The organism is Dolosigranulum pigrum ATCC 51524, assembly GCF_000245815.1.
Lineage (GTDB): Bacteria > Bacillota > Bacilli > Lactobacillales > Carnobacteriaceae_A > Dolosigranulum > Dolosigranulum pigrum.
Map to the genome: position 1 here is coordinate 1,285,741 of NZ_JH601103.1, position 26,833 is coordinate 1,312,573.

Annotated in this window: 24 protein-coding genes and 1 riboswitch; of the genes, 4 read left to right on the forward strand and 20 right to left on the reverse strand. The window is 38.5% G+C overall.

What is annotated here, in order from left to right; genetic code table 11:
• Positions 1–92: 92 nt before the first annotated feature.
• The 12 genes from ribF to HMPREF9703_RS05935 form a co-directional block, all read right to left on the reverse strand.
• Positions 93–1,052 carry a riboflavin biosynthesis protein RibF gene (ribF, locus tag HMPREF9703_RS05880; protein WP_004636363.1) on the reverse strand — a complete coding sequence of 320 codons (960 nt, stop codon included), beginning with the start codon at positions 1,050–1,052 and terminating at the stop codon, positions 93–95.
• Positions 1,053–1,061: 9 nt separating this feature from the next.
• The gene (gene truB, locus HMPREF9703_RS05885) at positions 1,062–1,973 is read right to left on the reverse strand and encodes a tRNA pseudouridine(55) synthase TruB (RefSeq protein ID WP_004636366.1); all 912 of its coding nucleotides are present in this window, start codon (positions 1,971–1,973) and stop codon (positions 1,062–1,064) included.
• Between the two features lie 129 nt (positions 1,974–2,102).
• On the reverse strand, positions 2,103–3,635 hold the full coding sequence (locus tag HMPREF9703_RS05890; protein ID WP_004636367.1) for a ClC family H(+)/Cl(-) exchange transporter: 1,533 nt from the start codon (positions 3,633–3,635) through the stop codon (positions 2,103–2,105).
• A 54-nt stretch (positions 3,636–3,689) separates the two neighbouring features.
• Positions 3,690–4,184: a nucleoside 2-deoxyribosyltransferase gene (locus HMPREF9703_RS05895; protein ID WP_004636369.1), complete on the reverse strand. Its 495-nt coding sequence runs from the start codon at positions 4,182–4,184 to the stop codon at positions 3,690–3,692.
• An 83-nt stretch (positions 4,185–4,267) separates the two neighbouring features.
• On the reverse strand, positions 4,268–5,755 hold the full coding sequence (gene gcvPB, locus HMPREF9703_RS05900; RefSeq protein ID WP_004636371.1) for an aminomethyl-transferring glycine dehydrogenase subunit GcvPB: 1,488 nt from the start codon (positions 5,753–5,755) through the stop codon (positions 4,268–4,270).
• Positions 5,755–7,110: an aminomethyl-transferring glycine dehydrogenase subunit GcvPA gene (gcvPA, locus tag HMPREF9703_RS05905; protein ID WP_004636374.1), complete on the reverse strand. Its 1,356-nt coding sequence runs from the start codon at positions 7,108–7,110 to the stop codon at positions 5,755–5,757. Before gcvPA ends, gcvPB begins: the two co-directional genes overlap by 1 nt.
• A gap of 42 nt (positions 7,111–7,152) precedes the next feature.
• Positions 7,153–7,533, reverse strand: coding sequence for a glycine cleavage system protein GcvH (gene gcvH, locus HMPREF9703_RS05910; RefSeq protein WP_004636375.1), 381 nt, complete (start codon positions 7,531–7,533; stop codon positions 7,153–7,155).
• 49 nt (positions 7,534–7,582) lie between these two features.
• Positions 7,583–8,686 carry a glycine cleavage system aminomethyltransferase GcvT gene (gene gcvT / locus HMPREF9703_RS05915; protein ID WP_004636377.1) on the reverse strand — a complete coding sequence of 368 codons (1,104 nt, stop codon included), beginning with the start codon at positions 8,684–8,686 and terminating at the stop codon, positions 7,583–7,585.
• 386 nt (positions 8,687–9,072) lie between these two features.
• Positions 9,073–10,488, reverse strand: coding sequence for a dipeptidase PepV (gene pepV, locus HMPREF9703_RS05920; protein WP_004636379.1), 1,416 nt, complete (start codon positions 10,486–10,488; stop codon positions 9,073–9,075).
• A gap of 175 nt (positions 10,489–10,663) precedes the next feature.
• On the reverse strand, positions 10,664–10,861 hold the full coding sequence (locus HMPREF9703_RS05925) for a hypothetical protein (RefSeq protein ID WP_004636380.1): 198 nt from the start codon (positions 10,859–10,861) through the stop codon (positions 10,664–10,666).
• Between the two features lie 167 nt (positions 10,862–11,028).
• Positions 11,029–11,211 carry a hypothetical protein gene (locus HMPREF9703_RS05930; RefSeq protein WP_004636382.1) on the reverse strand — a complete coding sequence of 61 codons (183 nt, stop codon included), beginning with the start codon at positions 11,209–11,211 and terminating at the stop codon, positions 11,029–11,031.
• Positions 11,212–11,400: 189 nt separating this feature from the next.
• Positions 11,401–11,655, reverse strand: coding sequence for a hypothetical protein (locus HMPREF9703_RS05935; RefSeq protein WP_004636383.1), 255 nt, complete (start codon positions 11,653–11,655; stop codon positions 11,401–11,403).
• Between the two features lie 211 nt (positions 11,656–11,866).
• Between HMPREF9703_RS05935 and HMPREF9703_RS05940 the strand changes: the two genes are divergently transcribed.
• A complete protein-coding gene (locus HMPREF9703_RS05940) occupies positions 11,867–12,745 on the forward strand; it encodes an NAD(P)H-hydrate dehydratase (protein WP_004636386.1) in 879 nt (292 codons plus the stop codon).
• Between the two features lie 39 nt (positions 12,746–12,784).
• Entirely contained in the window at positions 12,785–13,033 is a 249-nt protein-coding gene (locus HMPREF9703_RS08980; protein WP_142970582.1) for a hypothetical protein, read from the forward strand.
• A 65-nt stretch (positions 13,034–13,098) separates the two neighbouring features.
• Here the strand turns inward: HMPREF9703_RS08980 and HMPREF9703_RS05945 are convergent, their stop codons facing one another.
• Complete coding sequence (locus HMPREF9703_RS05945; RefSeq protein ID WP_004636387.1) at positions 13,099–13,818, reverse strand: pseudouridine synthase; 720 nt, start codon at positions 13,816–13,818, stop codon at positions 13,099–13,101.
• A 152-nt stretch (positions 13,819–13,970) separates the two neighbouring features.
• Between HMPREF9703_RS05945 and HMPREF9703_RS05950 the strand changes: the two genes are divergently transcribed.
• Both HMPREF9703_RS05950 and HMPREF9703_RS05955 read left to right on the forward strand, forming a co-directional pair.
• A complete protein-coding gene (locus HMPREF9703_RS05950; RefSeq protein WP_004636390.1) occupies positions 13,971–15,275 on the forward strand; it encodes a Y-family DNA polymerase in 1,305 nt (434 codons plus the stop codon).
• Positions 15,276–15,320: 45 nt separating this feature from the next.
• Entirely contained in the window at positions 15,321–15,509 is a 189-nt protein-coding gene (locus HMPREF9703_RS05955; RefSeq protein WP_004636391.1) for a hypothetical protein, read from the forward strand.
• Between the two features lie 71 nt (positions 15,510–15,580).
• On the opposite strand, the gene HMPREF9703_RS05960 is transcribed toward HMPREF9703_RS05955, so the two are convergent.
• The 7 genes from HMPREF9703_RS05960 to HMPREF9703_RS05990 form a co-directional block, all read right to left on the reverse strand.
• Positions 15,581–15,880, reverse strand: a complete 300-nt coding sequence (locus tag HMPREF9703_RS05960; protein ID WP_004636393.1) for a nucleotide pyrophosphohydrolase — start codon at positions 15,878–15,880, stop codon at positions 15,581–15,583.
• Positions 15,881–16,048: 168 nt separating this feature from the next.
• Positions 16,049–16,399 (reverse strand): IS66 family insertion sequence element accessory protein TnpB, encoded by a 351-nt coding sequence (tnpB, locus tag HMPREF9703_RS05965; RefSeq protein WP_004636394.1) that lies wholly within the window; start codon positions 16,397–16,399, stop codon positions 16,049–16,051.
• A gap of 299 nt (positions 16,400–16,698) precedes the next feature.
• Positions 16,699–17,874, reverse strand: coding sequence for a YkoF family thiamine/hydroxymethylpyrimidine-binding protein (locus tag HMPREF9703_RS05970; RefSeq protein ID WP_004636398.1), 1,176 nt, complete (start codon positions 17,872–17,874; stop codon positions 16,699–16,701).
• A gap of 79 nt (positions 17,875–17,953) precedes the next feature.
• Positions 17,954–18,053, reverse strand: a riboswitch (TPP riboswitch).
• A gap of 102 nt (positions 18,054–18,155) precedes the next feature.
• Positions 18,156–19,679 carry an RNA-directed DNA polymerase gene (locus HMPREF9703_RS05975; RefSeq protein WP_040376986.1) on the reverse strand — a complete coding sequence of 508 codons (1,524 nt, stop codon included), beginning with the start codon at positions 19,677–19,679 and terminating at the stop codon, positions 18,156–18,158.
• 33 nt (positions 19,680–19,712) lie between these two features.
• Entirely contained in the window at positions 19,713–24,083 is a 4,371-nt protein-coding gene (locus tag HMPREF9703_RS05980; RefSeq protein ID WP_004636400.1) for an Eco57I restriction-modification methylase domain-containing protein, read from the reverse strand.
• Complete coding sequence (locus HMPREF9703_RS05985) at positions 24,073–24,825, reverse strand: N-6 DNA methylase (protein WP_256998279.1); 753 nt, start codon at positions 24,823–24,825, stop codon at positions 24,073–24,075. The genes HMPREF9703_RS05980 and HMPREF9703_RS05985 overlap by 11 nt, the downstream gene beginning before the upstream one ends.
• Positions 24,826–24,886: 61 nt before the next feature.
• Positions 24,887–26,776, reverse strand: a complete 1,890-nt coding sequence (locus tag HMPREF9703_RS05990) for an AAA family ATPase (protein ID WP_004636402.1) — start codon at positions 26,774–26,776, stop codon at positions 24,887–24,889.
• Positions 26,777–26,833 lie beyond the last annotated feature (57 nt).

Sequence of the window (26,833 nt, forward strand, 5' to 3'; positions counted from 1 at the left end):
ATACCAAAAAATCAGCCCTAAGACCGATAAAAACTAACTTTCAGCTTATATCTAGTGTGCTTAGACCTGATTTTAATGATTATTCGACCAGCTTACATCATCATCGTCTTATCAATCTCACCTAAGATCTCTAATGATTCTTCTTTATCTCGATCAAGCTGAGCAATTAATTCATCCACTTCATCAAACTTGATTTCCTCACGCAAGTATTTAATCCACTTAATCTTGACATCTTCGCCATAAATTTCTTGATCAAAGTTAAAAATATTTACTTCCAAAGAATAATTATTGCGGAAGCCAAATGTCACATTATACCCGATCGAGGCCATACCACCGTACCATTTGCCGCAAACATTAAATAAAACCGCATAAATCCCATTCTTCGGAATAAAGACATCAGGGTGCGAGGCAATATTGGCAGTCGGATAGCCCATCTCACGGCCACGCGCATCACCATGTACCACATAACCAGTCGTCTGATAATAATACCCCAGTAATCTATTCGCCTCTGCTACTTCTCCTGCTGCGATCAGCTTACGAATACGGGTAGAGCTAATTTTTTCACCTTGTTGAACTTTTTTCTGGACAACGACGACTTCAAACTGATCTTGCGCATATTCTGGCAAATTCTCCATATTAGCAACTTCGCCAGGTCCGTATGTATAATCAAACCCAGCTACCACATATTGTACATGCCAGTCAATCATATATTGTTTTACAAATTCTTCTGGTGAGAGAGCCCCTAACCTCGATGTAAACCCTACTTCATAGAGAATATCGACACCAAGAGACCGCATCAATTCTTCCTTACGCTCATCAATCGTTAAATAGGCATGTTTAATCGGATCATACTTATCATAAACAAGTGATGGATGCCGATTAAAGGTCATCACAACAGCCTTCAAGTTATGTTTTGTCGCTAATTTTACACCTTGTTCAATGACGGATTGATGCCCACTATGTACGCCATCAAAGAAGCCTAAAATTAATACAATATCTTCATCATGAATCATCTCGGGATTATACGGATGATTTATTTTTTTTACTTCCACTCTTTACACCTACACTTCTGTTCGTAAGACTTTTTTTGGTTTCACTAATCCTGCTTTAGACGGATGTTCTTCATAGATCGCTACTGCTTGATCTTGGTAATAACAGACGACTGGATATGACTGAACGGGCCAGTCTGACTGTCTAAAAACAGCGCCATGTTGCACTTGAGACCACTGTTGATCGGTTAAATGCATTGTTTCTAAATGAGAGAGACCTGTCTCTAACGGTTGGATTACTTGATCTAACTGAGAAGCCACTTGTAATTCGGCAACTTCTGCCAAGGTTACCGCAGCTTCTGCCTGGAAACCCGCACTTAATGTTCGCGTTAGTTGGGACATATGACTCGGATATCCTAACTGCTCGCCTAGATTAACGGCTAAGGTTCTCACATAGGTTCCCTTCCCACAATGGACTTCAAAAGAAAAGCGCGCCATCTGATTCTCATAGGTCACGGATGAAGTTCGCTTAAAGCTATGTATCATGGCTTGACGAACCGGACGCTCAACTTCAATCCCTTCACGAGCATATTCATACAATCGTTTCCCTTTCACTTTCACTGCTGAATACATCGGGGGAACTTGCTGAATCTGACCAATAAAAGTAGCTAAAGCTTGATCAATTGCTGCTTCATCTAACTCACCTGGGGAAATCGTTATCTGTTCTATGATCTCTCCACTCGCATCTTCTGTTGTTGTCGCTATTCCTAACGTCACTTCTCCTATGTAGCGCTTATCAGAATCCACCATGAACTCTAATACTTTTGTCCCTTTTCCGATCGCAACCGGCAATACACCATCCACATCAGGATCTAATGTGCCCGCATGTCCGATTTTTTTCGTGCGCAATATCTTGCGTAATTTAAATACAACATCATGACTGGTCATGCCTTTTTCTTTCCATAAAGGTAATAATCCGTCCACAATACGCCTCCTCAACTAGAATCCACCATTGATTATAACACACCTGTTATTATATCTCTAATCTATTTCGACATATTGCCTATCTCTCACCTAAAAAACCAAACATCATACTGTTTGGTTTTTTTGAATTTATTTTTTTACATTATAACTATTCAGTTGCTGTATATACTCCATTGTTTGATGGATCATCTCTGAGTCTGCTTGAATATATAATATATCATTGGCTTGTAGAACGGTTGATGTGCGTGGGATGAATTCCTTCATATGGCGCGAAATCTTGACAATCTGGCTTCCAGTCGGCATATCCAATTCATCTGTAGCCTGTTGATCTAACGCACTATTCCGATTAACCACTACCTCGAACGACTCAATCGCCCCAACTAACGCAGATGGCATTTGATTGATTTTTTTCAATAAGGCCATGCGATAGAATGACTCTGAATTAAGCATTTCTGAGACTGTATACGTCGTTAATCCTACAACAGCAAGTGGCATCAAGTGAGTCACTGAACCTGTTAATTCCATCATTAAGAACACGGCTGTTAATGAGGCTCTCGTGAATGATGTCAAAAAACCGCCCATCGCATACACTACAAATGACCTCAAAAAAATCTCATCTACATATCCTTGATTAATCAGCACCGTTCCAAAAGCTCCACCAAGTAAAGCGCCTAAAGCTAACACCGGCGTAAACCCACCGCCAGGAACCCCCGTATCATAAGAAGCATGCATTAAAACAAATCGCGCTAAGGCTAGAGCCAACAATATTCGCACCGAAAAATCGCCTGATCCTGAACTAATAATCAGATTAGACCCTCCAGCTAGTAACATCGGCAAAAACAGCCCCACCGGAATAATCATCAAATAAGATAACACGGGCAAAGCATATGAGGGGATGGGTAATTTTTGTAACCAATTAGGAATCATCATGGCTAATTCTTTATGAATTTTTCCAACTATCGCTAATATAATTCCCATTCCAATTAAATACCCATAATAATGCATCGGGAAGAATTCCAATACATCAAAATATAAAACTGGATTAATCCCAAAGAAATAACTCGTAATATAATTAGCTGTAACAGTAGCTGAAAATGTGGTTAAAATTAATGAAGTAGATAATTTATGATGAACTTCTTCAATCATAAACATTATACCAGATACTGGGGTGTTAAAAATCGCAGCCAACCCAGCTCCGGCACCTGCTGATAACATAATATTTTCTTGTGACCGATTACCGCCAATCGCCTGATGTAAGCCTAAGCCAACCATTCCTCCAATTTGAATAGCGGGGCCTTGGCGTCCTAATGCTAAGCCTGACCCAATCGCTAATATTCCACCTATAAATTTTCGCCACAATACCGAAAACCAATCCAGTTGTATCACGCCTTCTAGATGACCTTCAACATCATGAACACCGGATCCCTTTATATCAGGTTCGTCTTGAACGAGCTTGATCACAATGCCTGCCACAACAAGGCTTAATAGCACCCAAGGAATAATCCACCATGGATGTTCATTCATGTACTCATAGGCCCAAAATACAAACGTCAATGCATAATGTAGTCCCAAACGAAATAATGAAATAACGAACCCAACAATACTTCCAACTAACACACCACGCCATACAAATTCAATCTTCGACCAGTTAAGCTTGGACACAGCGACACCTCTCCTCATATACACTTCCTCATAATTGCTCGATAGACTTGTTCATTATGACTTGCTTGATAGATAAGTTCCGATCTCATCAATTAATTCATCCGAACTCGTCACAATCTTTCCTCGCTGCTTTACTAAGCCAACTGTATACAAGTTGATGTACGAAAATTGCGATTCTGCTATTTCATCGAGCGCATCGATCTTAGCTTGATTACCGTGCGTACCTTGGCGCATATCCGTATAGAGCCCGAGAATGGGCTTTTTCATACCATAAAAATATCCAATCTCTGCTGAAACACCACTGTCTGGCGTAACGCCATCTAAGACTGCAATGATTAGGTCCGCCTTTTCAAGATAAGCATTGTCTCCTTGGGCAATTGTCACCGAATCAGCAAACCCAGACTTATCATTAATGGCTTCATTCTCTTGCGGTAAGTAAACGTCAACCGCCTCCCCGTACTGCTCTCGAATCCGCTCGACTACATACGCATTATAACGTTGCTCCATCTCGGTAAATAACGGTGCTGCGAAGTAAATTAATTGACTCATTCTATCTTGCTCCTTCTATAAAAATATCCTCTTGCTACACATCATTATAGCAAGAGGATATAACTGACACAATATATTATTGATTATTCTTCATTATCTTCGGACGGTTTTTCATAGGTGATGATTGGATTCCGGTTCGCAGTTGTCTCATCTAGACGGCGAACTGGTGTACGGTGTGGCGCTGTTTGGACCGTTTCAGGATCTTCAGCGGCTTCTTTGGCAATCTGAATCAATGTATTGGCAAAATTGTCCAATGTTTCTTTCGATTCTGTCTCGGTCGGCTCGATCATCATACATTCATCGACAATAAGTGGGAAGTACACTGTCGGTGCATAGTGGCCAAAGTCAAGCAAGCGCTTGGTCATATCTTTCGTATTGACATTGTGGGCTTTTTTCTGACGATTTCCACTGAGGACGAATTCGTGCTTACAATGGGCGTCAAATGGTGTATCGAAGTGTGGTGCCAAGAGTGCCTTCAAGTAGTTCGCATTCAAGACCGCATCTTCAGATACTTGCTTCAAGCCAGCCATACCATACGAACAGATATAGCTATATGCCCGAACATTAACACCAAAGTTACCGAAGTATCCTTTTAAGCGGCCGATTGACGACTCACTGGAACGATCAATAACATATTGCTCCCCCTCTTTAAGCACACGCGGGTTGGGCAAGTATTTTTCCAACTTCTCGACGACACCAACGGGACCTGAACCTGGACCTCCACCTCCATGTGGGCCACTGAAAGTCTTGTGCAAGTTTAAGTGAACAATATCGAAGCCCATCTGTCTCGGTGTTGCTTTTCCTAAGATTGCATTCGCATTCGCTCCGTCATAGTAAAGCAACCCACCCGCTTCGTGGACAATCGTTGTAATTTCATCGATATCTTTTTCGAAAATACCCACTGTATTGGGATTTGTCAACATTAAGCCCGCTGTATCTGGACCAACTGCTGCCTTCAGTGCTTCTAGATCCACACGACCTTCTTCCGTTGATTTAATCTCTAGCACATCGTAACCACAGACAGCAGCGGTTGCTGGGTTCGTTCCGTGCGCTGAGTCCGGAACTAGGATGGTCTTCCGTTGCTTGCCTTCACCACGCTCTTCGTGATATTTCTTCACGATTAAAAGTCCGGTTAGCTCGCCTTGTGCTCCGGCAGCGGGTTGTGGCGTGATCGCATCCATACCAGTAACATCTTTTAGATACTCTTGTAAGTTATACGTTAGCTCCAGCGCACCTTGAACCGTCTTTGGATCTTGTAGTGGATGAATATTCGCAAAACCATCATAACGCGCAATATCTTCATTAATTTTCGGATTGTACTTCATCGTACACGACCCAAGTGGATAAATCCCCGTCTCAACCCCGAAGTTTTTGTCTGCTAAGCCCGTGTAATGGCGCATCAATTGCAACTCAGACACTTCCGGTAGCTCGGCTTTTTCTTTTCGAACCAATTCTTCCGGTAAGTCTGCTTGCAAATCGTAATCATCCACATCATTAGCCGGCAAACTATAAGCCGTTCGACCCGGGCTAGATATTTCAAAAATCAAGTCATTATATACTACTGTTGACATTATTTAGCCACCTCCGCAAATTTCTCAACGAATGCATCGATTTCTTCTTTCGTTCTCTTCTCAGTGGCACACAATAAGACGGCTTCACTACTCTCAACATAATCAGAAACATCATAACCACCAATGAATCCTTCCTCGAATAAGGCATCATTGATCGCTTCCACTGGCTTACTTACTTTTACGACAAATTCGTTAAAGAGTGGTCGCTCGTTGAAAATCTCAAAACCGGCTTCTTGCAACTGTTGCTTGAAGTAGTGCGATTTATTAATATTTTGTTGAGCCATCTCGACAATTCCTTCTTTACCCATCGCCGACATAAAGACGCCAGATGCCAAGGCAAATAAGGCTTGATTGGAACTGTAATTACTGGTCGCTTTCTCACGACGGATGTGCTGTTCACGTGTCTGCAAGGTCATCACAAAGCCTCGATCGCCATTCTCATCGACGGTCTGTCCTACCATACGTCCTGGCATCTTACGCATCAATTTCTTCGTCACCGTCATGAAGCCCGCGTGAGGACCACCAAATGACATATTAAGCCCAAGCGGTTGCATATCTCCAACCACAATATCAGCTCCTAATTTGCCCGGTGCTTCTAACTTTGCCAAGGCTAGCGGATTAGCGACAACAATGAGTAAAGCTTTTGTCCCATCCAGTAGTTCTTTCACTTTATGAATAGCTTCAATGGACCCTAAGAAGTTCGGATAACCGATCACAACAGCTGACAAGTCCTTATCAATCTTCTCTTCTAGTTCAGCCAAATCAGTCACGTCGCCAGCCATTCCAACTGGCTCCACATCATAATTCGCAGCATAACCGTACGTCTTCAGTGTCTCAATCGCTTGCGGGTGAATCCCCTCTGATACGAGAATACGGTTCGTCTTGCGCACAGCACCAACTGCTAAGTTCCCTGCTTCTCCTAGCGCTGCAAACCCATCATACAGACTGGAGTTCGAAATCGGCATTCCTGTCAGCTCAGCAATCATCGACTGGAACTCAAATAATGCCTGCAACTCTCCTTGGCTCGCTTCTGGCTGATACGGTGTATAGGCCGTGAAGAATTCTTGGCGCAAGAGCACGTGATTAACGACACTTGGAATGAAGTGGTCATACACCCCAGCTCCTAAGAACATCGCATGCGTGCTAGCGGTTGCATTTTTGCCCGCCAAGTCTTTCATATGACGCATTAACTCTAACTCACTCATAGCCTCAGGAATACGACTTCCTTGACCACTCTCCGATTGCGAGGAAACCGGAATATCTTCGAATAATTCCGCCACACACTCCACACCGATTTTCTCTAACATGTCTTTTCGATCTTGTTCCGTTATAGGTAAATATCTGTGTTTGAACACATTTAACACTCCTTTACTTAGAGGCCTACCAATTGCCTAGACTTACAGTGTGTCTAAATATTCATCATAAGCCACACGATCCATCAATTCACTACCATCGAAGTCTTCTTCTAGCTCAAACTCCGCAATCCAGCCTTCATTTTCCGGTGAATCATTCACTAACTCCGGCTCATCTTCTAATTGCTCATTAACTGCAACTACGCGACCCGCTGCTGGAATGAAGATCTCTGAAGTAGACTTAACGGACTCCACCATCGCAAAATCTTCTCCCGCTTCGAATTCATCATCTTCGAACGGTAATTCCACGAACACAACGTCACCCATCTCATCTTGCGCATGGTCGGTAATCCCAATCCGAATACGATTTGCCTCTAGCACTTCAATCCATTCATGTTCCTCTGTAAAAAATCGCTTGTTCGCCATGATACCCATTCCTTTCTTAGTTATGTTATCAGTTGTCTACTTTTATCATTTATCGTTTTAGCCAATCTTTTTTTGTAATAATCCCTGGAATAGTTCGACGCCGCACTTCGAATTCGACTTCCGTTCCGATTGGTGCTTTTTTTCGATCAACAATTGCCATTCCGATTGCCTTATCCAAGGTAGGTGATTTTGTCCCCGAGGTGACTTCCCCGATCTCTTCGCCATCAAGTAAGACCTTAGCACCTTCACGAACGATACCTTTTCCCGTCACATCGAACCCACGTGACACGCGCTCTGACTTCTCTTCACCATTAATCTCTTTCAGTGCCTCTTGACCGATGAAAGCTTGTTCCTTATTCAACTTCACGAAGAACCCAATGCCACCAGTCAACGGATCAACCTCTTCATTGAACTCATGGCCATAAAGCGGTAAGCCAGCTTCCAATCGCAACGTATCACGTGCTCCGAGTCCACATTCTTGCAACCCGAACGCTTCGCCTGCTTCTAACAATAACTTCCAAACATCTTCTAACTTCTCACCCGGTACATAGATCTCAAACCCATCTTCACCGGTATAGCCCGTCCGTGACACTAAGATGGTCTCTACCTCACCTACTTGCACAGCCGGCTTGAAGCGGTAGAACTTAATCTCGCTCAGATCCGTATCCGTCACCTTACTCAAGACAGCTTCCGCATCGGGCCCTTGTAGTGCAATTAAACCGGTATCGTCGGATTGATCATCAATCTCCACCGACCCATCATTATGATCTTGCAACCACTTCAATACCTTATCCTTATTCGACGCATTCGGTGTCACATAATACTTATCTTCAGCAAATTTAAAGAAAATCAAGTCATCAATCATCCCGCCATCTTCATAAGTTAGCGCCGTATATTGACATTGATTCACGGACATCTTCGTCAAGTCATTTGTAATCAGGCCATTAATCCATTCAGTCGCCTTCTCACCCGTGATAAAAATCTCACCCATGTGCGATACATCGAACATCCCCACTTTTTCCCGCACAGCATGATGTTCTTCTTGAATATTGGTATATTTTACTGGTAGCGCCCATCCCCCAAAGTCAATCAACTTCAGATCTTGGCTCACATTATAGTCGTATAAAGGCGTCTTCTTCAGTTCATCAGTCACAATGACCACCCCTTTTTATTTTTTTGCTACTTACAGTGTATCATGTTTCTATTCAAATTTAAAGCCCTTACATTAATTTTTTCGAAAGATTCTTTATGGTTTCTCATAAATAGACATATGAACATACTAATTTATTGAATTGCTAACTTAATTAACCGCTTACTCCTAAGATAATGCAAGCATTTATATTTTTACTAGCAACTGATAATTATTCTCATTAATGTTTATTTTATCGTAAGATTGTCGTTAGGAAGCGGTTTATATAAGTCGGAGTTCACCACATGTCCGACTTATCTTGAAGAGCTTCATTTTCCTATAATAAGACAAATAAGAGCCCCCATGAAGTTCTCCTCCATGAATGGCTCTTAGTCGCTAGTGATTCGTTGTTATTTCAATAATTCATAAATGGCTTCCGCATAGATTGCCATAGCGTTCATTAAGTCATCGATTGCCATAAACTCATTGGCTTGGTGCATCGTATCGATACTATCTGGGAACATCGCCCCGTATGCAACTCCTCGGCTCATCAAGCGTCCGTACGTCCCCCCACCGATTACTTGCTCATGTGCTTCCAGACCTGTCTGACGTGCATAAACATCAAGTAAAGTTTTTACCAATGGATCATCTTTTGGTACGTAATGTGGCCCTTTTCCACCGGGTTGTGGTACAACTTTCACATCTTCATCAGCGAGCGCTTGATTGAACTGCTCTTCAATCGCTTCTGGTGTCGTGCCTTGTGGGTAGCGCATATTGATATTAATCGTTGCTGTCTCCCCATCTTTGAAGTCATAAATACCAGAGTTCAAGGTCAATTTGCCCATCACATCATCTTCATGATCGACACCGATCTTCTTACCGAACGGATCCTCATGCAAGTACGTCTTCGCTACATGAACGAATGTCTTCGCACCACCCGCTAAATCTACAGATGTTAAGAAATCTGCTAAGTAGGTCGCAGCATTCACACCACTTTGCGGTTTAGAGCCGTGAGCGGCCTGACCGACTACCTTCAGTTCCACTTTATTGTCCTTGACTAACGCTTCTCCACGAATCTTAGCATCTGTATTCTCGAGATACGCGTTGAACTGTTCCTTCAGCAAGTCTGCTTTCTCAGCAAAGACAACTGCTTCAGCATCTTGAGGGACCATATTCGCACGAAGTCCAGAATCGAACGAGACCAGCTGAACGCCACCTTCATTCGTTCCCGCAAATTCTAATTCAATCGTATGATTCCCTTTTTCCCCATTAATAATCGGGAACGTCGCATCCGGTGAGAACCCAAAGTCTGGCTCTTCTGCCACTTCTAGATAGTGACTGATTCCTTGCCAATCACTCTCTTCATCAGTTCCAATAATAACACGTGCTTTCTTCGAGATAGGTAAGTCCAGATCTTTAATCATCTTCAGCGCATAATAAGCTGCCATGGTTGGTCCCTTATCATCGCTAGCGCCACGTGCATATAGACGCCCATCCTTAATCACTGGCTCGAACGGATCTGTATCCCAACCTGTGCCAACTGGGACCACATCGACGTGTCCGAGAATCCCAAGAATCTCATCACCTTCACCATATTCGATATGTCCGGCCCAGTTCTCGAATTGTTCTGTCTTGAAGCCATCACGTTCACCAAGCTCCAACACCTTCTTCAACGCAATAGCTGGTCCTGGCCCTACCGGGAATTCATCCGTTGCTTCATCATCCTTACGCACCGAATCAATTCGCAATAGATCCTTCAAATCTTCCAAGAACGCTTCTTGATACTTCTGAGCTTGTTCTTTCCAATTAATTGTTGATTCAACCATTGTATTCCTCCTCAGTATAATTCACTCTCTCCTTATCTTATCACGAATTCCCAGTTGAACAAAGTAATATGCTACTGCTTACAATTACACAACTCCTCTCCACCTTCTTATTTTATGTACAAAAATAGCACCCACCCATTAAGGTAGATGCTTTATATTTAATTTATACTACTGATTATTCGTCTACAATGATAACGTCAAACCCTAATTCTGGTCGGATCTGATCCAACAACTCAAATACCTCTTTCGGAGTATCATCTTGAAATATATATAACATATCATCATTTTTATCGAATTTTATTCGTTTAATCCATGGATCAATTTTATCAAAGAAAACCATTGTTTCATTATTCGGTTTCACGTCCATGTCCATATTTCAGTACTCCTTCTACTTTACTTAATAATATTTATTCAATATGTTACCTAATTTACCCTAATTATTAACTTTAAAAATTAGTTTACTTTTAATTTTTTAGTAATTCTTTATTCTGTCTCATATTCATATTAGTAACTTCCTGATAACTACTAAGAATCCCTATATCAATTAATCTTAAATTCAACTTCGGACTTTATTTCTTCAAATAGTTCTAGTATATAGTCTGGTGTATTTTCTTTGAAAAAATACGTAGTTCCACCATTTTCTTCTATTTCTTTAGATGCCCATGGTAACACTATTCTTATAAAAGTTAACGTTTCATTATTCATTTTTGTCATAATATCCATAGTAAAGCGCCTCTCTAACTTTATCTGGCAAGTCAAATAGTTTTTTCCACTTCATTTAAAGCCCTTTCTTATCTATCAACTTCATTGTACACCTTTTTTCCTCATTAATCTAGTTCCAACTGATATTTATGCAAAAAAATTAGCACCTACCCACTCGGATAGATGCTTGATTATTTAATTTCATTTGTGTTAATCATAAAATACGTATTTATTTGTCTCAATACGTTTTCTTTTTTCTTCACTATCATACCCATATTCATCGGCGAAATAATCATATTTATCTGCGATACATTTGTCTAATTTTTCTTCGAATTGGTCACTTTCTTTTTGAGGACCAATGATTGCTGCTTTTGGATACATTGGATATACCAAAAGATATCCGAAAATATCTGCAAATTTTCGATTTTTTTTATTCACTCTTTTCCAACTATCTAACACTTCCATTAGCCCTTGACCTCTTTGATTTTATCTATAATATAATTATAACTTATAGGGAAATGCTTCTCAAGCAAATTACGTCTGTACTGCTTTCCATTAACACTTGTAAATACAGCCATAGTCTTACTGGACACTTCACTACATTGGCATAGCGACGGGAAATGTGATAATATAGGGGTGACTTTATTAGGACAAGAGAATGCTGAGGGGTGAGCGCATGCGAGAGATTACAAGTGAATTAGTACGGGCATGGTTGCCGGAGCGTGAGGATAATAGTTATAAAGGAACGTATGGGCGGGTGTTATTAATCGGCGGCTCGTCTCAGATGACGGGAGCAATTATTCTAGCAGCGCGCGCATGTGTACACGCTGGAGCAGGTCTGACTACCGTAGCAACTCACTTGAGTGGCTTCTCCGCTATTCATAGTGCCCAACCAGAAATGATGTGCGTGGATATGCATGATACGGACGCCTTAACCGAACAAATCAACGCCGCAGATACCATCTTAATCGGCCCAGGTCTAGGTCGCAGTCCGCAAGCCAAAACCGTTTTCCAACACACGTGGGAAACCGTCTCCAGCCACCAAACATTCATTATCGATGCAGATGGGCTCTACTATTATGCCCAATTAGACCATCAAGCGCATCCCGCTCAACTCATTCTCACACCACATCTAGGCGAATGGGAACGTATCACGGGACTTACTCCCGATGCACAAGACCCTTCACAGAACAAAGCCTGGCGCGATCAACTTGACGCAATCATTGTCTTGAAGCAGCACCGAACCGAAGTTTATTGTTCAGATCACATCTGGACGAATACAGCGGGCAATCCCGGGATGGCAACGGGTGGTATGGGCGATACATTAGCCGGAATGATTGCTGGATTATCCGGCCAATACAACCAACTGAACCGAGCCATCTTAAGTGCCGTCTTCTTACACAGCACCATTGCAGATGAACTCTATCGCACTCAATATGTCGTCTTACCATCACGCTTAATTGATGCAATCCCTGAAACCATGCGTTCTTTGCATGTATCATCCACGACGGTCAAACCAGCGAATTATTCACTCTGGTCAGAAACACCCCGCTAATCCCATTAATTTTTACACCTTAACAGAAAGGCAGATAATATGTCACGACGAACCTTATATGGACTTACCTTACTCGGCTGGCCAGCTGGATACTTCAGTATGGCTTTCGCCCCACAACTTTATTTTTACGGCTGTATTCTACTCTTCGGCGTCATCCTCATCCAGACGCCAAGCCCCAACCGTGTCACCAATGAGCGCGACTTGGAACGCTCCCAGTTCACCTTACGCTTTCTCGTCTTCTTAACGCTATTTTACAGTATTTCTGGCATTATCGGTGCTTTCGCCTAAAACGCAACCCACTTAAATAACCCGCTAACTTCTAAAAAAGTTGGCGGGCCATTTTTATATCTATATTATGAGTCTTGCAATAACTGTACTTCTTCTGCAGTCAACGGACGATATTCACCGGGAGCTAGTGTCTCATCTAAGCTTAACTTACCCATCTTCAAGCGCTTCAAGAACTGCACTTCCTTATCTACTGCTTCGAACATGCGCTTCACTTGGTGGAACTTTCCTTCTTGAATAATCAGCTCAATCTGTGAGTATACTTCTGCTTCATCAACCTCTAAGATCGTCAACTCACCCGGAAGCGTCTCATAGCCATCGTCCAACGTCAGACCTTCCGCGAACGCTGCCACATCGGACTCATCCACAAGCCCTTCCACTACTGCAAAGTACGCCTTCGATACATGACGATTCGGCGATGTTAAGTGATGCGTCAACTTCCCATCATTGGTCAGAATCAGCAACCCTTCCGTATCCAAGTCCAAGCGCCCAACTGGATGGGGCTCATGATACATATCACTCGGCTCCAACAAATCCAAGACCGTCTCATGCATGCGGTCCTCAGTCGCACTAATCACTCCTGCTGGCTTATTCAACATGAAGTAGACGAATTCCTGATAATTCACCACCACATTCTGTACGCGAATTTCCTGCTTATCTGGATCCACATGCTGCCCGTGATCAATCACAACTTCCCCATCAACTTGCACTAATTCATCCTTAATAATTCCTCGCACTTGCTTGCGCGTCCCAAACCCACTATGGGCCAATAACTTATCTAACCTCATCCTATCACCTCTTCCCTATTGTATCACAAAACACCCCCTCACGTCAGTTGACATTTTCTCTTTAAACACTTATTCTCCCTTGACTACACAAACATTTGTTCGTATAATAAACTTAATAAAACAAACAAATGTTCTCTTTAGGTGGTGGAATTATGACTCGTCCGATAATTAAAATGCGCTACGAACAAGAACCGGTACGTGATATTCTCTGCATCGATGTGAAGTCCTTCTTCGCCAGCGTGGAGGCGGTAGAACGACGCATTCATCCACTGAAAGCGATGATTGCCGTTGTCAGCAAGCCCAATCGTGAGGGTGGCTTAGTACTCGCCTCTTCTCCTCGCGTGAAGGAACGCTACGGCATTAAGACTGGCTCGCGTGTCTATGACATTCCCAAGTATGCTCAAATCCAGATCGTCGAACCACGCATGGCCTTATACTTGCAGAAGAACTTAGAGATTGTCCAAATCTTCCGCCAATATGTGCCTGACGAAGATCTACATATCTACAGTATCGATGAATCGTTCCTTGACGTGACAGGTTCCAAGCAACTATTCGGACATGCGGTTGAGATCGCCCACAAGATCCAGCGCCAGATCTTCCGTGAACTACATCTCGTCACCACAGTTGGCATTGGGGACAACCCTTTGCTGGCTAAGCTTGCCCTCGACCAAGAAGCCAAGTACAACGCTCCCACTTACCGGGCAACTTGGCACTATCAAGATGTCGAAGAAAAACTGTGGCCCATTACACCGCTCTCGGACTTCTGGGGCATTGGCAAGCAGACCGAACGCACGCTACATCAACTTGGTATCCGCAGTATTTATGACTTAGCCCAAGCTGATTTAACGCTGCTGAAGCGAAAATTCGGCGTTATGGGCGAACAACTCTTCTTCCACGCACACGGCATTGACCGTACTAGACTGTCCGACGTTTATCGTCCGTCCAGCACGTCTTTCTCTAAGAATCAAATCTTAGACCGCGACTACACTGATCCACGCGAAGTCGAACTCGTTATTCGAGAGATGACCGAAGCAATCGCTCTACGTCTACGCCAACATCAGCAAGTCACTCGTCTTATCTCACTCGGCATTGGCTATAGTAAACATTGCGAAGCATCCGGATTTCGCCGTCAGATGAGCATCGATGCGACGGACTCAACCCAGCGCCTAATCCAATATGCACTACAGCTATTCAACCAATATTACGATCATCACCCTGTCCGCACCGTCAATATCTCGCTGGGAAAACGCCAATCCAAGCAATTCACCCAGCTCGACTTATTCACTGCCCCCGATGAAGTCCTGCGCGATGAACGACTCGATGACGTCATTGACAGCATCCGTCAACGCTTCGGCTACACCTCGCTCCTGCACGCCAGCAGCTTACTCCAAGGCGGCACTGCCATCAAGCGGAGCAAACTTCTCGGTGGCCACCAAGCCAACACCAACACCGACTAACTGACTAACTCATGAACAAAAACCAACAGAAAGGACTGACCAACCATGAATGTCATCTACTACACCCCCGACGAACTCGGCTACACCGACCGTGGCAAGCAGAAGTGGATCGGCCTCATGCTCTCTGACCACACCGACGCCCTTAACCAACTCTTCGAACATGACCATGTGTACCAAGCTGACAGCTGGGAAACTAAAAATTTTCAAGATGAACAGCGGAATGGACGGAAATGAAGGTGCCAAAAAAGCTCACTAACCTTAATATGGTGGGAGTGAGCTTTTGATTTGTTTTATTATAGTTTATATTAATCATTAACTGGATATTTTTGTGCATTCTTCTTCATTTTTTCTACAATAATAGTATCTAAGTCTACATCTAGCTTATTTGCAATTGTAATTGCATAAATTAAAATATCAGCTAACTCATCCTTCATATCTTGATAGTGCTCTTTAGCTGCTTCCTCAGGATTTTTCCATTGAAAAAGTTCCAATAATTCTGTTGCTTCGAGTGTCAAAGATAACGATAAATCTTTTAAATTATGATGCTGCTCCCAATTTCGCTCTTTATGAAATTGTTTAATTAATTCAATTGTACTTTGTTTCATCAATTGTTTTTCCTTTCTTTACTGGCATTCAGTAGAGCATTTTGAAGTTCTTCATCTACTGCATAAATATATAACCCATCAATTCCTCGAGTTAATAGTACATTTACATGATAGCTCACCTCCTTATAACATCATTATAACATAATAAGTTAGAAAATCATCAATTATTTAAAATATAGAGCCGGTTTTTGCTGGATGTATAGAGGGAAATGGACTAAATCCGGTCAATAATAAATGGAAGGCCTCGGGGGATAATTCTTTTAACTCTTTACTGGTTCGGGGCCATTGGAACACCCCATTCTCAAGGCGTTTATACAATAGATAAAATCCATCGGCATCCCAATACAAGGCTTTAAATCGATCGCGACTGGACCCACAGAACAAAAATAAAGCGGATGAAAAGGGATCATAATCATAGTCAGATCGGATGATTTCAGCTAATCCGTCAATTCCTTTTCTTAAATTAGTCTTTCCGCATACAATATAAATGTGATCGGCTACTTCGTAATTAATAATCATGTTCATTCACCGCCTTTAATAAAATGCTCAACTGATCTAAGGAAATACGGTCATATACTATAAGGGACAACCCACGTGTTTTGATACTCATAATTTGAGTGGAGTTAAGTTTTTCGGAGTGAGTCTTGGGCTGTGTTACTTTGATAATTTCTGTTTTTGACATACAAACAATCCTCTCAATAGTTTTGCCTTACATTAACTATCTTAGAGGATTGTTTGTGGTGGAACTAGTCGCCTAAATTATGGGCGCTTACGTTTTATTTGATTATTTGTAACCTAATCAACTGATAGTATTCTTCTTAATCATGACTTAAATCCATCGTTGTATGATTCATCCAACTTGTTGCTTTTACAATAATTTCAATTGCAAATTGATCTGTATGTGTCGCTGTAAGTTCATAGACATCTTCAAAGAAATCCATTACATCCTGTACTGATCCTGATAAATTTGTACCGTATATATCTAGATCTTGTATAACTAATCCTCGGTTCTTTCCTTCATCTCTTGCTTGTTGAATAACATCATGGTACTGATCAATACCTAGTGGAAACAATGAAAAACGAGCAATCACATCAAAATCAATATCTTCTATCGCAGATTGATTCACTCGTAATAACTTCTGATTCATTTGATCAGTATTACTATTCCGAATAGTCCCGACAAAAGCATTATACTGTTCCTCTTTGTATGAGTGAAGATAGTAAGCCTTTATTACATCAAAAACAGCTGCTTGATTTCCACGGTAAGTCGTTGCAATATCATCCATTGCAGCTTCTACCGCAGAATTATCAACCTTTGACAAGACTTGGTTGATTACTTCCATATAGTTAACGGTCATAGGTGACGTTGTAATAGAAGCTTTTGTTGTAATGCCCATCTTCTTCTGTGATCGTTCTGAATGATAATCAATCTTAGGTGAATGCGTATAATATTTCAAATCAATAGCAAAGTGGTCAAAACTAGTTGCCAATTTAGCATAAACTTGTTCAATATATGCCGTGACATGTGAGAATTTCCCTCTAAGTTCATATTCTCCTTTAGATACTTGTGTGAGACCATTAAGTTCTTGGTCTATCGATAACAATTGATTATCTATATCGTCTGTATCTTCATCACCCATCACATAGACAGAAAAACGACCAACGATATCAAAATCAATATTAGGAGTTTTTGCTTCATTTGGTCTTAAATTAGTTACTTTTGGTGTAAAATCTATTTCTTTATCTTGCTTATCGCCATGAACAATTGCCGCTGTTAAAATAGCATGCTTACCTTCTTCATACATATAAATAAACCAAGCTTTATACGCATCAAATACTGATTCAATTCTTCCACGATACACTGATCCCATATGACTTGATGTATGTTCATATAATGCAGAGTGATCAATCTTTTTCACTGCATCCATTACCGAGAATGAATCACTCATCTCCGAAATTGAAAAATATAATCCTGCAACATCATTCTTTCCCATCATAATTTCCTCCTATAGTAAAATAGACTACCTTCGCAAAGGAAAGTAGTCTATCCGTATTAATATTCTTAATTTTGTATAGAAAGAATAGATACTTCCCTCCGCTAGTATCAACTAGATCAGGTTCAAAGGGTCAGATCACTCCTCTCAGCCTACAGTAGGCTCCCCTAGTATTAAAATATTCAATTTTCTAGCAACAATATAGCATATCAATTAATATTTGTCAATTTGGTTGAAGAAGATCCCTCAACCTTATTGTCGTCGATAAGGAATGAACTTTATTATTCAGAGCTAACATATGCAAATGCGTCAATGTTAGACATATCAATTTTCCTATCAAGATCTTCTATCTTATTACGATTTACTATTGATTCTTCATCAAACTTCTTATGTAGCCAATCATGATTCCAAATATTTCTTGGAAAACCACCCACAACCTTTTTAGCAAAATTAATTTCTCTATAACTAGATTTATTATAAGGCAAATTTAGTCTTTGTAACCATATATCTACATAATCGGAATTCGGATAATTTTTAAACCGGTTATAAATATGATCTAGATACTGACCTGCTTCTTCTACACTAATAAGCGAAAGCATCTCACTTATTATTACCACACAAAATTCTATAACTATTGAATTATTATCCATTATATCTACTAATATGCTAATTAAAGAGCTTATATCACTCTTACTGTCTAATCCTTGATTATTTTCTCCAAAATATTTTGTATGAAAATCATTTAAAGCTTTTTTTAGGCTTCCAGAATTTGGAAATTTATCCGCTAATTCTTTTATTTGGAGTAAATGTTGTTGGGCATTTAAATCTTTTAAAATTGGCTGCTTTCCTTGCCAATATCTTTTTCCTTTTTTGAATGCATCAGAAATAATATCTTTTGACAAGAAAGTTTTATTTGAGTTTAAACTAAAGTTCCATTTAGCTAAAATCTCTGATATATATTTTGTAACTTCATGAACATCTTCTATTGTATTACCAAAAATTCTATAGTCATCTCGATATCGGAAAATTTCTACTCTATCTTTGTACTCCGCCAGTTTTTTCTCTATTTCCAGGTCTACTCCATTCAATACAATTTCAGCAATAAAGTCCATCAATACACTACCTTGAGGGATTCCATTTGTCTGACCATATTGCATATTACTAATTAAGGCATCAAGTTCATTAGGAAAGTAATCTGTACTTCTATTTTCTTTTGCTCTTTCTTTTCCCATAATCGCCCATGGAATAGAGTGAGTATATATAGATGGATAGCAATTAGAGATATCTGTGTGCATGCAGTATTTATACTCCATTGATTTCTTTATTTGTAGTTGCTCAAATTCCTCCCACCAATTTAAAATAACTCTCTTAATATCTTTCTCTCCTGCCGATAGTGCACCAACTGGTAAAGATTTACCTTTTATAATATCTCTAGGCTTATTGAATACTTCTACTATTTCAGCCCAATTTTTCTTTATTGTAATACAATTTACTAAGTCAACATAAATTAATGGATGAATTAATGTAATTGGACGCCAACTATATTCACCATTTTTATTTTGCATAAATGTATAATTAACATTTTCAAATTCTTTTAATTTTTTCTTCGCTGCATATAAATCATGTAATTTTCTTAGTTCTCTACCATTATTAGTTTTAAGTCTATCTACTGCAATTTTAATTACCTCTGTGAAATCTATATACTCGGGCAATGATATTGTACAGTAACTCTCTGGTTTTAACAAAAAATTACGTGCTTCGTTATGTGTCATATCTTTAATACTAATTTGCTTATCTTGATCCATAATATTTATCATTGCCCCTTTGTATATAGTAATTTAATCCATAGCTTGTACTTTTTCTTCAATAAAGTCAATTTCTTCTTGGTTTAAGTTATATTTCTTATAGAGTTGTTTATCAATATTTTCGATAGACTGTGTCCAATCAATGTCAGATTGTATAGTAAAGTCAATTAGTGGTACATTTTTCCATACTTTTTTCGTTTGATTATGTTGTGTAATTTTCATTGTCCCCAATAAAGCTCTAGAAAATTTGGTCTTTAGGTATTTTAATAAGTTTTCAGCTTCTAATTTATTATCAAATGAGCCAAATGAAATAAATGTTTGGGTATGCCCGATTAGGGGTTCCCCGATTAGGGGTGTTGAAAGCACTTCACCTAACGCTCCTGATCCATTAGAGGCTGGCACAAATACTTTATACTTTTCTAGATTAGAATAATTTTTTATATATTTTCTATTTATCCATTTATATACTCTTTTATTGCTTTGTCTACCATATATTTGTATTTGATCTGTGCTAGTTTTTTCATTTGAAAAAACTTCAGACATTTTATCAAATATATTCGAAGGAATTGATTTGCGTTCGCTTTTAGAAACTCTATCAGTAAATTCAGGATAATCAAGATAAATTTCTTTATTAAGCTTATAAGAACTTTTGGCATGTAATAATTTATTGATAGACTCAAAATTATTACTAACTACTTTTTTTAAAATATTATTCAATTCATTAAAATGTGTAAATGTCCCAATTGCACCAAAGTTTTCATCTAAACTATAGTAAGTTACCGCAACACCACCTTTAATATCAGTATTTGGAAAAACAGCAGCACTTTGTTGTTTATAATACACAACTTTAAAATCAGGATTACTTAACATTTTTTTATTCCATTTAGTAGGGGTTTGTCCTGCATCAAATAAAAATCTCCCAGGCGTAATGAACATTGTTTTATTAGCTAATTTAATAGCTTCATCTATAAAATAATTATAAATAGGTTCATCTCTAGATTTTTCTCCTTTACCCTCTTCTTGATACGGCGGATTTCCAATCACAACATCAAATTTCATCTTATCTCTCCCAAATACATTATCAATTGCATCTTGTGCATCACCCTCTTGAACAATCGGTGATAGATCTAGTTCCTTCAAGTTCGCTGTATTCACATCTTCAGTAACACCATAAATATAATTTTTAGCAATATTGTAAATAATATTACTTGGTGCAATGGCATACACTTGATTTTCGAAGATATGTTTTAATCGCTGTGAGCGATCTGGTATCTCATCTTTCAATCCCTCGTTTAGTCGCTTAACGATTTCAGTAATATACATCCCTGATTTTACATACAAGTCCGCAAAGGTCAGACTTGGATCAGAGAAGATACTTGGGTTTTCTTCTTCCAACTTATCCACCATCATCTCAACGACCCACTTTGGTGTAAAGATTTGGTTCGTCTCCTGGTTCGGAATATAATCAAAAATATCTTCCGACACACTATCATCGAAGTAATCACTCAGTTCTTCTTTCTTATTGAAAAATTCTTTAATCGACGCATCGAATACAGCCGCATTGAAGAAACCTTTAAATTCTTTTTTCTCTCCATCTTCTGTTTCATAGATGAAGCCATCTCGCAATTTCTGGAATTCATCAATTGTAATAGACGTCAATTCTTCAAACGTGTCGGGATCAATATTTTCTTCAAAGTTTCTTAGTTTCGTGTCTTTATTCCCGTAAGCCATCAAGAAGGCTGGAATTGTTCGCGCAAATCCACGTAAGTGATCTCTCACATCATGTTCTTCCTCTTTTTTCTTCTTCGTTTCTTGTTTTTCCATTTGAAGCTTAACCGATTCTTGCGCTGTTTCTTGAGTTACTTTTTCGATATTCTCTTTATAGGTTTGACTGACTTCTTCTTGTTTGACTTGTTTCTCTTTTTCTAGAGTATTTTTCTTGGTTTCGAGTTCTTCAAGAATTGTATCATATTGGTCTTCTGATGAGATTGCAATTTTTTTATTTGTTTCTTGTTCAAGTTCTTCAACTCTTGTCTTATATGTTAGATCAACTTCAGCAACAGTTTCCTTGTAGTTATTATGTTCAACTTGTAGTTTTGGTGCCAAATTCTCTTTAAATGTATCTTTTACTTGTTTAATTTCTTTTTTCTTCCAACGTTTCTTGTCTTCATCGGTCTCTATCGCTGGTTCGAATTGTGATGTAATCTCTCGAACTTGCTTGGTCACTTCAATATCTTGGTTAATATCAAAATTTGTGAAGATTTTTTCGCCGAATACTTTATTACTTTCATTAATTACTACTTCATCTGGCACATCCACGTCTCCACGTTCGTCCACCATTGGATTATATGATTTAATCTCTTTTTGTTTTCCAAGTTTACCTTGTTCTTCTGGTTTGATTTTTTCCAGAATACGACGAACATCAATCGGTGCATTAAAAATACGACCAATATTATCGAAGAGCAAGTTACTCATAAAACCTCGACTAACAACTTCAGAAGACTTAATCTTATTCGGAATAGTCATCACTTCATCCGTGTCTAACTCTTTCATCGTCCCATCTTCATCCTCAGCAATAACGGGGAAGAAATTCAAGAGTTCTTTTACTTTTTCTCTCTGTTGTTCATTAGTAAAGGTGGCAGGGTCATCAACAAGTCCAATGGCAAAATCAGCAAATAATTGCAATGTACGATCTGGAGCAAAATCAAAAATGTAGGCTCTCTCTTTTCTCAATAATTTATCGCCATCTTGTTTTTCGTACGGATTTTGGACACGGAAAGCTGCTTGGAAATATAATTCTGGACTTGTTATATTATTCAACATCATAATCCCTGTCCAAGCAGGAATAGTCACCCCGGTTGTCAATTGACCGCAAGATAACGTAATAGTTTTCTCATGTTCTTTAATTGCTTTTGTCACTCGGTCAAAGCTCTTCTCATTCGCTGGAAAATTATTAGCCTCTCCTTCTAATTGTTCCGCATTTTCTTCTACTAATGGTTTCCCGTCTCCAGCAGCTAAGATGACTTCATATTCTTTAAAGACAGGATGTTTGTCCAATAATTTCTTCAATGCTTTACAACTATTAACCCATGGAAGCAACCAGAATGTATGATTCAATTCATTTTTATACTCTCCAGATGCAAAAGGAAACTTCCCACTTGATAAGTTATCCAAGAACTTTTTGACAGATTCTTGATGTTTAAACTTCCCGTCATCATCTGCTGAGAAGAATTCATTCAAATCAAACGCAAAATCACGATTCACTTCATTCATTATGGCTGTGCCTTGCTTTAGTTGTTCGCTCACCATTTGACTCATCTGATACGTGAATAAACTAAGTTCTGGTAGTTTCTCATAAGGATTATCATCTTCTTGAGCATAATTCCAATTGTGTTTCGCTTGTTGTTCATCTAAGTAAGACCAGTTGTAAATTGCTTCTTCTGGAAATTTACCATGAGCAATGGCTTTAAATGGTGTTCCTGATAAGTGAAGGGTATGCTTTCGTGTGATTTTATCAAACGCTTGCTCGGTCTTAGCGGTATCCACTCCTTCATGAGCTTCATCAATGACTAACAAATCCCATTCAATCATTGGGATGAAGTTTAACTTATCATAGTCTCCGCCAGCGAATTTAGCTCCTTTAAGATCTTGTAGTGATACAAATGATATTTGTCGAACAGAATGGTCGTCTGAATTGATAACAATATCTGCATAATTAGAACGAGAGATGGCTTTATGTGTTAGACCATCTGTATCCGACACAAAATACAGGTTGTCCTCTTGATGCGCAATAAATTTCTCGAAGTCATCATACCAAGAGTTAGCAACGGCCGGACGATTCGTGACTATTAAAACATTCTTTGCTTCAAGACGTCGGACAAGATCATACGTACTAAGTGTTTTCCCGAATCGCGGTTTTGCATTCCATAAGAAGCTAGCATTGGAATGCTCCTGAAAATATTGATGGGTTAATGCCACTGCTTTTTCTTGTTCTTCGCGTAGGATATAATCAGTTTGGACAATTTCATTTCTCTGAGCCTCACTAAAGTCACGATGAATAAACTTTTCTGTTAATTCTTCAGCTTGCTCAGGATGCCCATTGAAGAAAAACCATTCACGAGCTGTCGTGCCAAAACTTTCACGTTCAATATTATGTAACTCTAAAAAACGATGCAAATCATGATCACGGAACCATTCTCCACTCTTATGACGAGCAACTTTATCCCATAAGATATTAGGTTTCAAGCCAGATGTGCCAAGCTGTTCATTAATGCGAACCTGCACATCTCGTCTTGTATCCCCAATTTTTATATAGCCATTATGATTAGGTACCTCAGGCAACGTATAGGCATAGATTGTAATATGCTGTTGTTCGAATGGTTTAATTTCAGTTTTACAACTCATACTCTTCCACTTCCTCTTTATGAATTTGAGTAATATTTACGGGCTTATAACGATAATACGGTTCTTGTTCAACCTCTAATTGCTCATTGAACAGATCAAATAAGTTCAATTGTTTATTCCCTGTCTCTTTTTTGTACATTACACCGGATTCTCTATCAACACCATTATAGATTTCATCTAAAGTATATTCAGTTCGATTAATAGTAATTTGTTCCGTACTTGCTAACAATTCATTTATTGCTTCCCATTCTGAGAAGATAATAGGTTCGCCCGTTTCAATTTTTCGAGTTAAAAAATTTCCCTGAGCAATGTTGGCTTTAATGATCACTTTTGCACTTTTGATTACATCAGAATTCTTGGGTTGATCGAAGTTGGTCGCTACTTGGGTATAATAATCGCTGAATACCTCGAACATATTCATCACACACATCTGCGCATTATCTTCCAACAATTCGATTCCATATAGCGTTGACAATGCTAGAAGTGAAAACTGTTCAAACTGTTGAATCGTCTTACCATATTCTCGCTCGACCATCTCTAACTTCTTCATCAGAATAGCAATTAAGAAATTCCCTTCCCCCGCAGCTGGTTCCAAAAACGTTGCTGTCAAATTCTCACAAGCTTCCTTGATTCCCTCCGTCTCAATCATCTTCTTCACCATCCAAGCCGGCGTAAACACCTCCCCATGCTTCTGAACACGCTGCTTACTCTTAATCAACTGCTCAATCGGCTGATCCATCATTTAATCACTCCTTTTTGTTCATATAATTTTATGATTAATATTCAATAGATTTTGATTTTAATTATTTAGCTTGATGGAGCTTATCATAAAACGGGAAATATTTATCTAGTAAGATTTTACATAATTTGCTATTGTTAGCTATTTGAGTAATAGCAACTTCTGTGTAAGAATTTATATTAAAAATTTTTTCTGCTTCATTTATCATATTTTTAAATGGACAAATTTTTAACGCTTCACAGTAGTTTTTATCCATCCAAACTATAGTTATTTTTTTCTCTGTATCATCGAGATATTGTTCAATATTCATGTTCTGCAACTTTTGAGTAATATCATTAATTATTTCATCTGTCTTCTTTGTCTCATCCTCAACTCGTTCACTTTTTAAAAATGAATCAATCTTATTCTTTCTAAATTCATCTAATATTTTACGTTTGCGTTTTTTTAAAATTTCTAAAAATTTATTTTTAAAAGTAGCTATTTTCTCTTTATTTTTTTTATTATCATAGAAATTAGCATTTAAGACTGCTTCCATTACTTCTTCATTCAAAAGTAACATTTCAATTTCATTAAATTCTATTGGGAAAATGTTATCTTCCCGCCATTTACTAAGTTGATCTTTACTATGCTGATCTCGATCAATAATCCCAAAGGCTATATTATTTTTATTTGGGAGATTATTATAAGATTTAGTATATGCAACAACATTAAGATGCCCCTTAACAGGAATAATATTGGCCACTCCATCAAATAATTTAGAGTAAACTTTATAATCTAAACTGTTATGATTACCTTCACAGAATATAATTGGTTTAGCTATTCCTAATAACTCAGTCAATAATTCAGTTGGCAATTTTTCTTTTTCTTTTTCAGAAATTGGATTAATTTGCCAGTTTGTATTTCCATCAAATGATTTTATCCAATATAAATCTTGATTATATCTTGAATTTATAAATTCTATACTATGTGATATATAAATAAATTTACAATCATCACGTTCTTTTTCTAATAAATCCCACATTTTCTTATATATAGATGGATTTAAATATGTTTCAGGTTCATCAACTATTATAATACTATTTTCTTTAGCATTTAAAACACTTAATAAGTAGTATACTATAGCTTTTTCCCCATCACTCATATTATTTATATCATATGGAATATTATCATTTATTATTGGGTTAATGGTTCTTTTAACAAAATTTAGATCCCATTGAATTTTTGGTATTAAACTCTTCCACATGCTTTTAAACTTAATATAAATATACTTACCATTTCTAATACCAGTTTCACTGAAAATTCCTTCTTGCATCTTCATTGAAGTATCTACGTACTCATTGATTGTCGATATAATTAATGTTGTAAATTGTCTTTCTAAATTACTATTTAAATAATAATATCCACCCTCTCCAATAGGTTCATAAAATTTCTTTGAATAGTTAATATTTAATTTTTCCATTAGGTGTTCTTTATTTAAGTCCTCAACAGAACTAGGATTATGATGATAATATAAATATTTCTGTGCAGGTATTACCATAATTTTATCTGAAAGAGAATCTTTCATAAATGAAGCAAAAGCTGATTTGCCAGATCCATTACTACCTACTAAGTTTATATTCTTATTTTTTATAATTTTTAAATAATTAATTCTTTTTATTTCATCTGCTAAATCATCAATTATGTGTTGAAATTTATTATATGGGGCTTTTCCTTTATCATAATGTACTGTTTCATAATTTAATTCTTCTAATTTTTTATCATATGTAATTAGTAATGCAGTAAACAATTCAATTATTTCTTTATTCTCTAGTTCATCTCTGACTATTTCCAATCTATTTATTGTTTCTAGGTAATTTATATGTTCAAAAGCTACAGTACATGAATTTCTTTTACAAAAATCTACAAATTTTTGTATATTATTTTGTAGTGAACTTTTAATCTCCTTTAAATCCATAATAACTTCACTCTCCTCGATTATTAAATTTATTCTATTAACTTCATTATACCCCTA

What these genes read in the sequence shown, in the direction of transcription:
- HMPREF9703_RS05895 (WP_004636369.1), bottom strand. Translation starts at nt 4,184, where the DNA reads ATGAGTCAATTAATTTACTTCGCAGCACCGTTATTTACCGAGATGGAG.
- gcvPB (WP_004636371.1), bottom strand. Translation starts at nt 5,755, where the DNA reads ATGTCAACAGTAGTATATAATGACTTGATTTTTGAAATATCTAGCCCG.
- gcvH (WP_004636375.1), bottom strand. Translation starts at nt 7,533, where the DNA reads ATGGCGAACAAGCGATTTTTTACAGAGGAACATGAATGGATTGAAGTG.
- pepV (WP_004636379.1), bottom strand. Translation starts at nt 10,488, where the DNA reads ATGGTTGAATCAACAATTAATTGGAAAGAACAAGCTCAGAAGTATCAA.
- HMPREF9703_RS05925 (WP_004636380.1), bottom strand. Translation starts at nt 10,861, where the DNA reads ATGGACATGGACGTGAAACCGAATAATGAAACAATGGTTTTCTTTGAT.
- HMPREF9703_RS05930 (WP_004636382.1), bottom strand. Translation starts at nt 11,211, where the DNA reads ATGGATATTATGACAAAAATGAATAATGAAACGTTAACTTTTATAAGA.
- HMPREF9703_RS05935 (WP_004636383.1), bottom strand. Translation starts at nt 11,655, where the DNA reads ATGGAAGTGTTAGATAGTTGGAAAAGAGTGAATAAAAAAAATCGAAAA.
- HMPREF9703_RS05940 (WP_004636386.1), top strand. Translation starts at nt 11,867, where the DNA reads ATGCGAGAGATTACAAGTGAATTAGTACGGGCATGGTTGCCGGAGCGT.
- HMPREF9703_RS08980 (WP_142970582.1), top strand. Translation starts at nt 12,785, where the DNA reads ATGTCACGACGAACCTTATATGGACTTACCTTACTCGGCTGGCCAGCT.
- HMPREF9703_RS05945 (WP_004636387.1), bottom strand. Translation starts at nt 13,818, where the DNA reads ATGAGGTTAGATAAGTTATTGGCCCATAGTGGGTTTGGGACGCGCAAG.
- HMPREF9703_RS05950 (WP_004636390.1), top strand. Translation starts at nt 13,971, where the DNA reads ATGACTCGTCCGATAATTAAAATGCGCTACGAACAAGAACCGGTACGT.
- HMPREF9703_RS05955 (WP_004636391.1), top strand. Translation starts at nt 15,321, where the DNA reads ATGAATGTCATCTACTACACCCCCGACGAACTCGGCTACACCGACCGT.
- HMPREF9703_RS05960 (WP_004636393.1), bottom strand. Translation starts at nt 15,880, where the DNA reads ATGAAACAAAGTACAATTGAATTAATTAAACAATTTCATAAAGAGCGA.
- tnpB (WP_004636394.1), bottom strand. Translation starts at nt 16,399, where the DNA reads ATGATTATTAATTACGAAGTAGCCGATCACATTTATATTGTATGCGGA.
- HMPREF9703_RS05970 (WP_004636398.1), bottom strand. Translation starts at nt 17,874, where the DNA reads ATGGGAAAGAATGATGTTGCAGGATTATATTTTTCAATTTCGGAGATG.
- HMPREF9703_RS05975 (WP_040376986.1), bottom strand. Translation starts at nt 19,679, where the DNA reads ATGGATCAAGATAAGCAAATTAGTATTAAAGATATGACACATAACGAA.
- HMPREF9703_RS05980 (WP_004636400.1), bottom strand. Translation starts at nt 24,083, where the DNA reads ATGAGTTGTAAAACTGAAATTAAACCATTCGAACAACAGCATATTACA.
- HMPREF9703_RS05985 (WP_256998279.1), bottom strand. Translation starts at nt 24,825, where the DNA reads ATGATGGATCAGCCGATTGAGCAGTTGATTAAGAGTAAGCAGCGTGTT.
- HMPREF9703_RS05990 (WP_004636402.1), bottom strand. Translation starts at nt 26,776, where the DNA reads ATGGATTTAAAGGAGATTAAAAGTTCACTACAAAATAATATACAAAAA.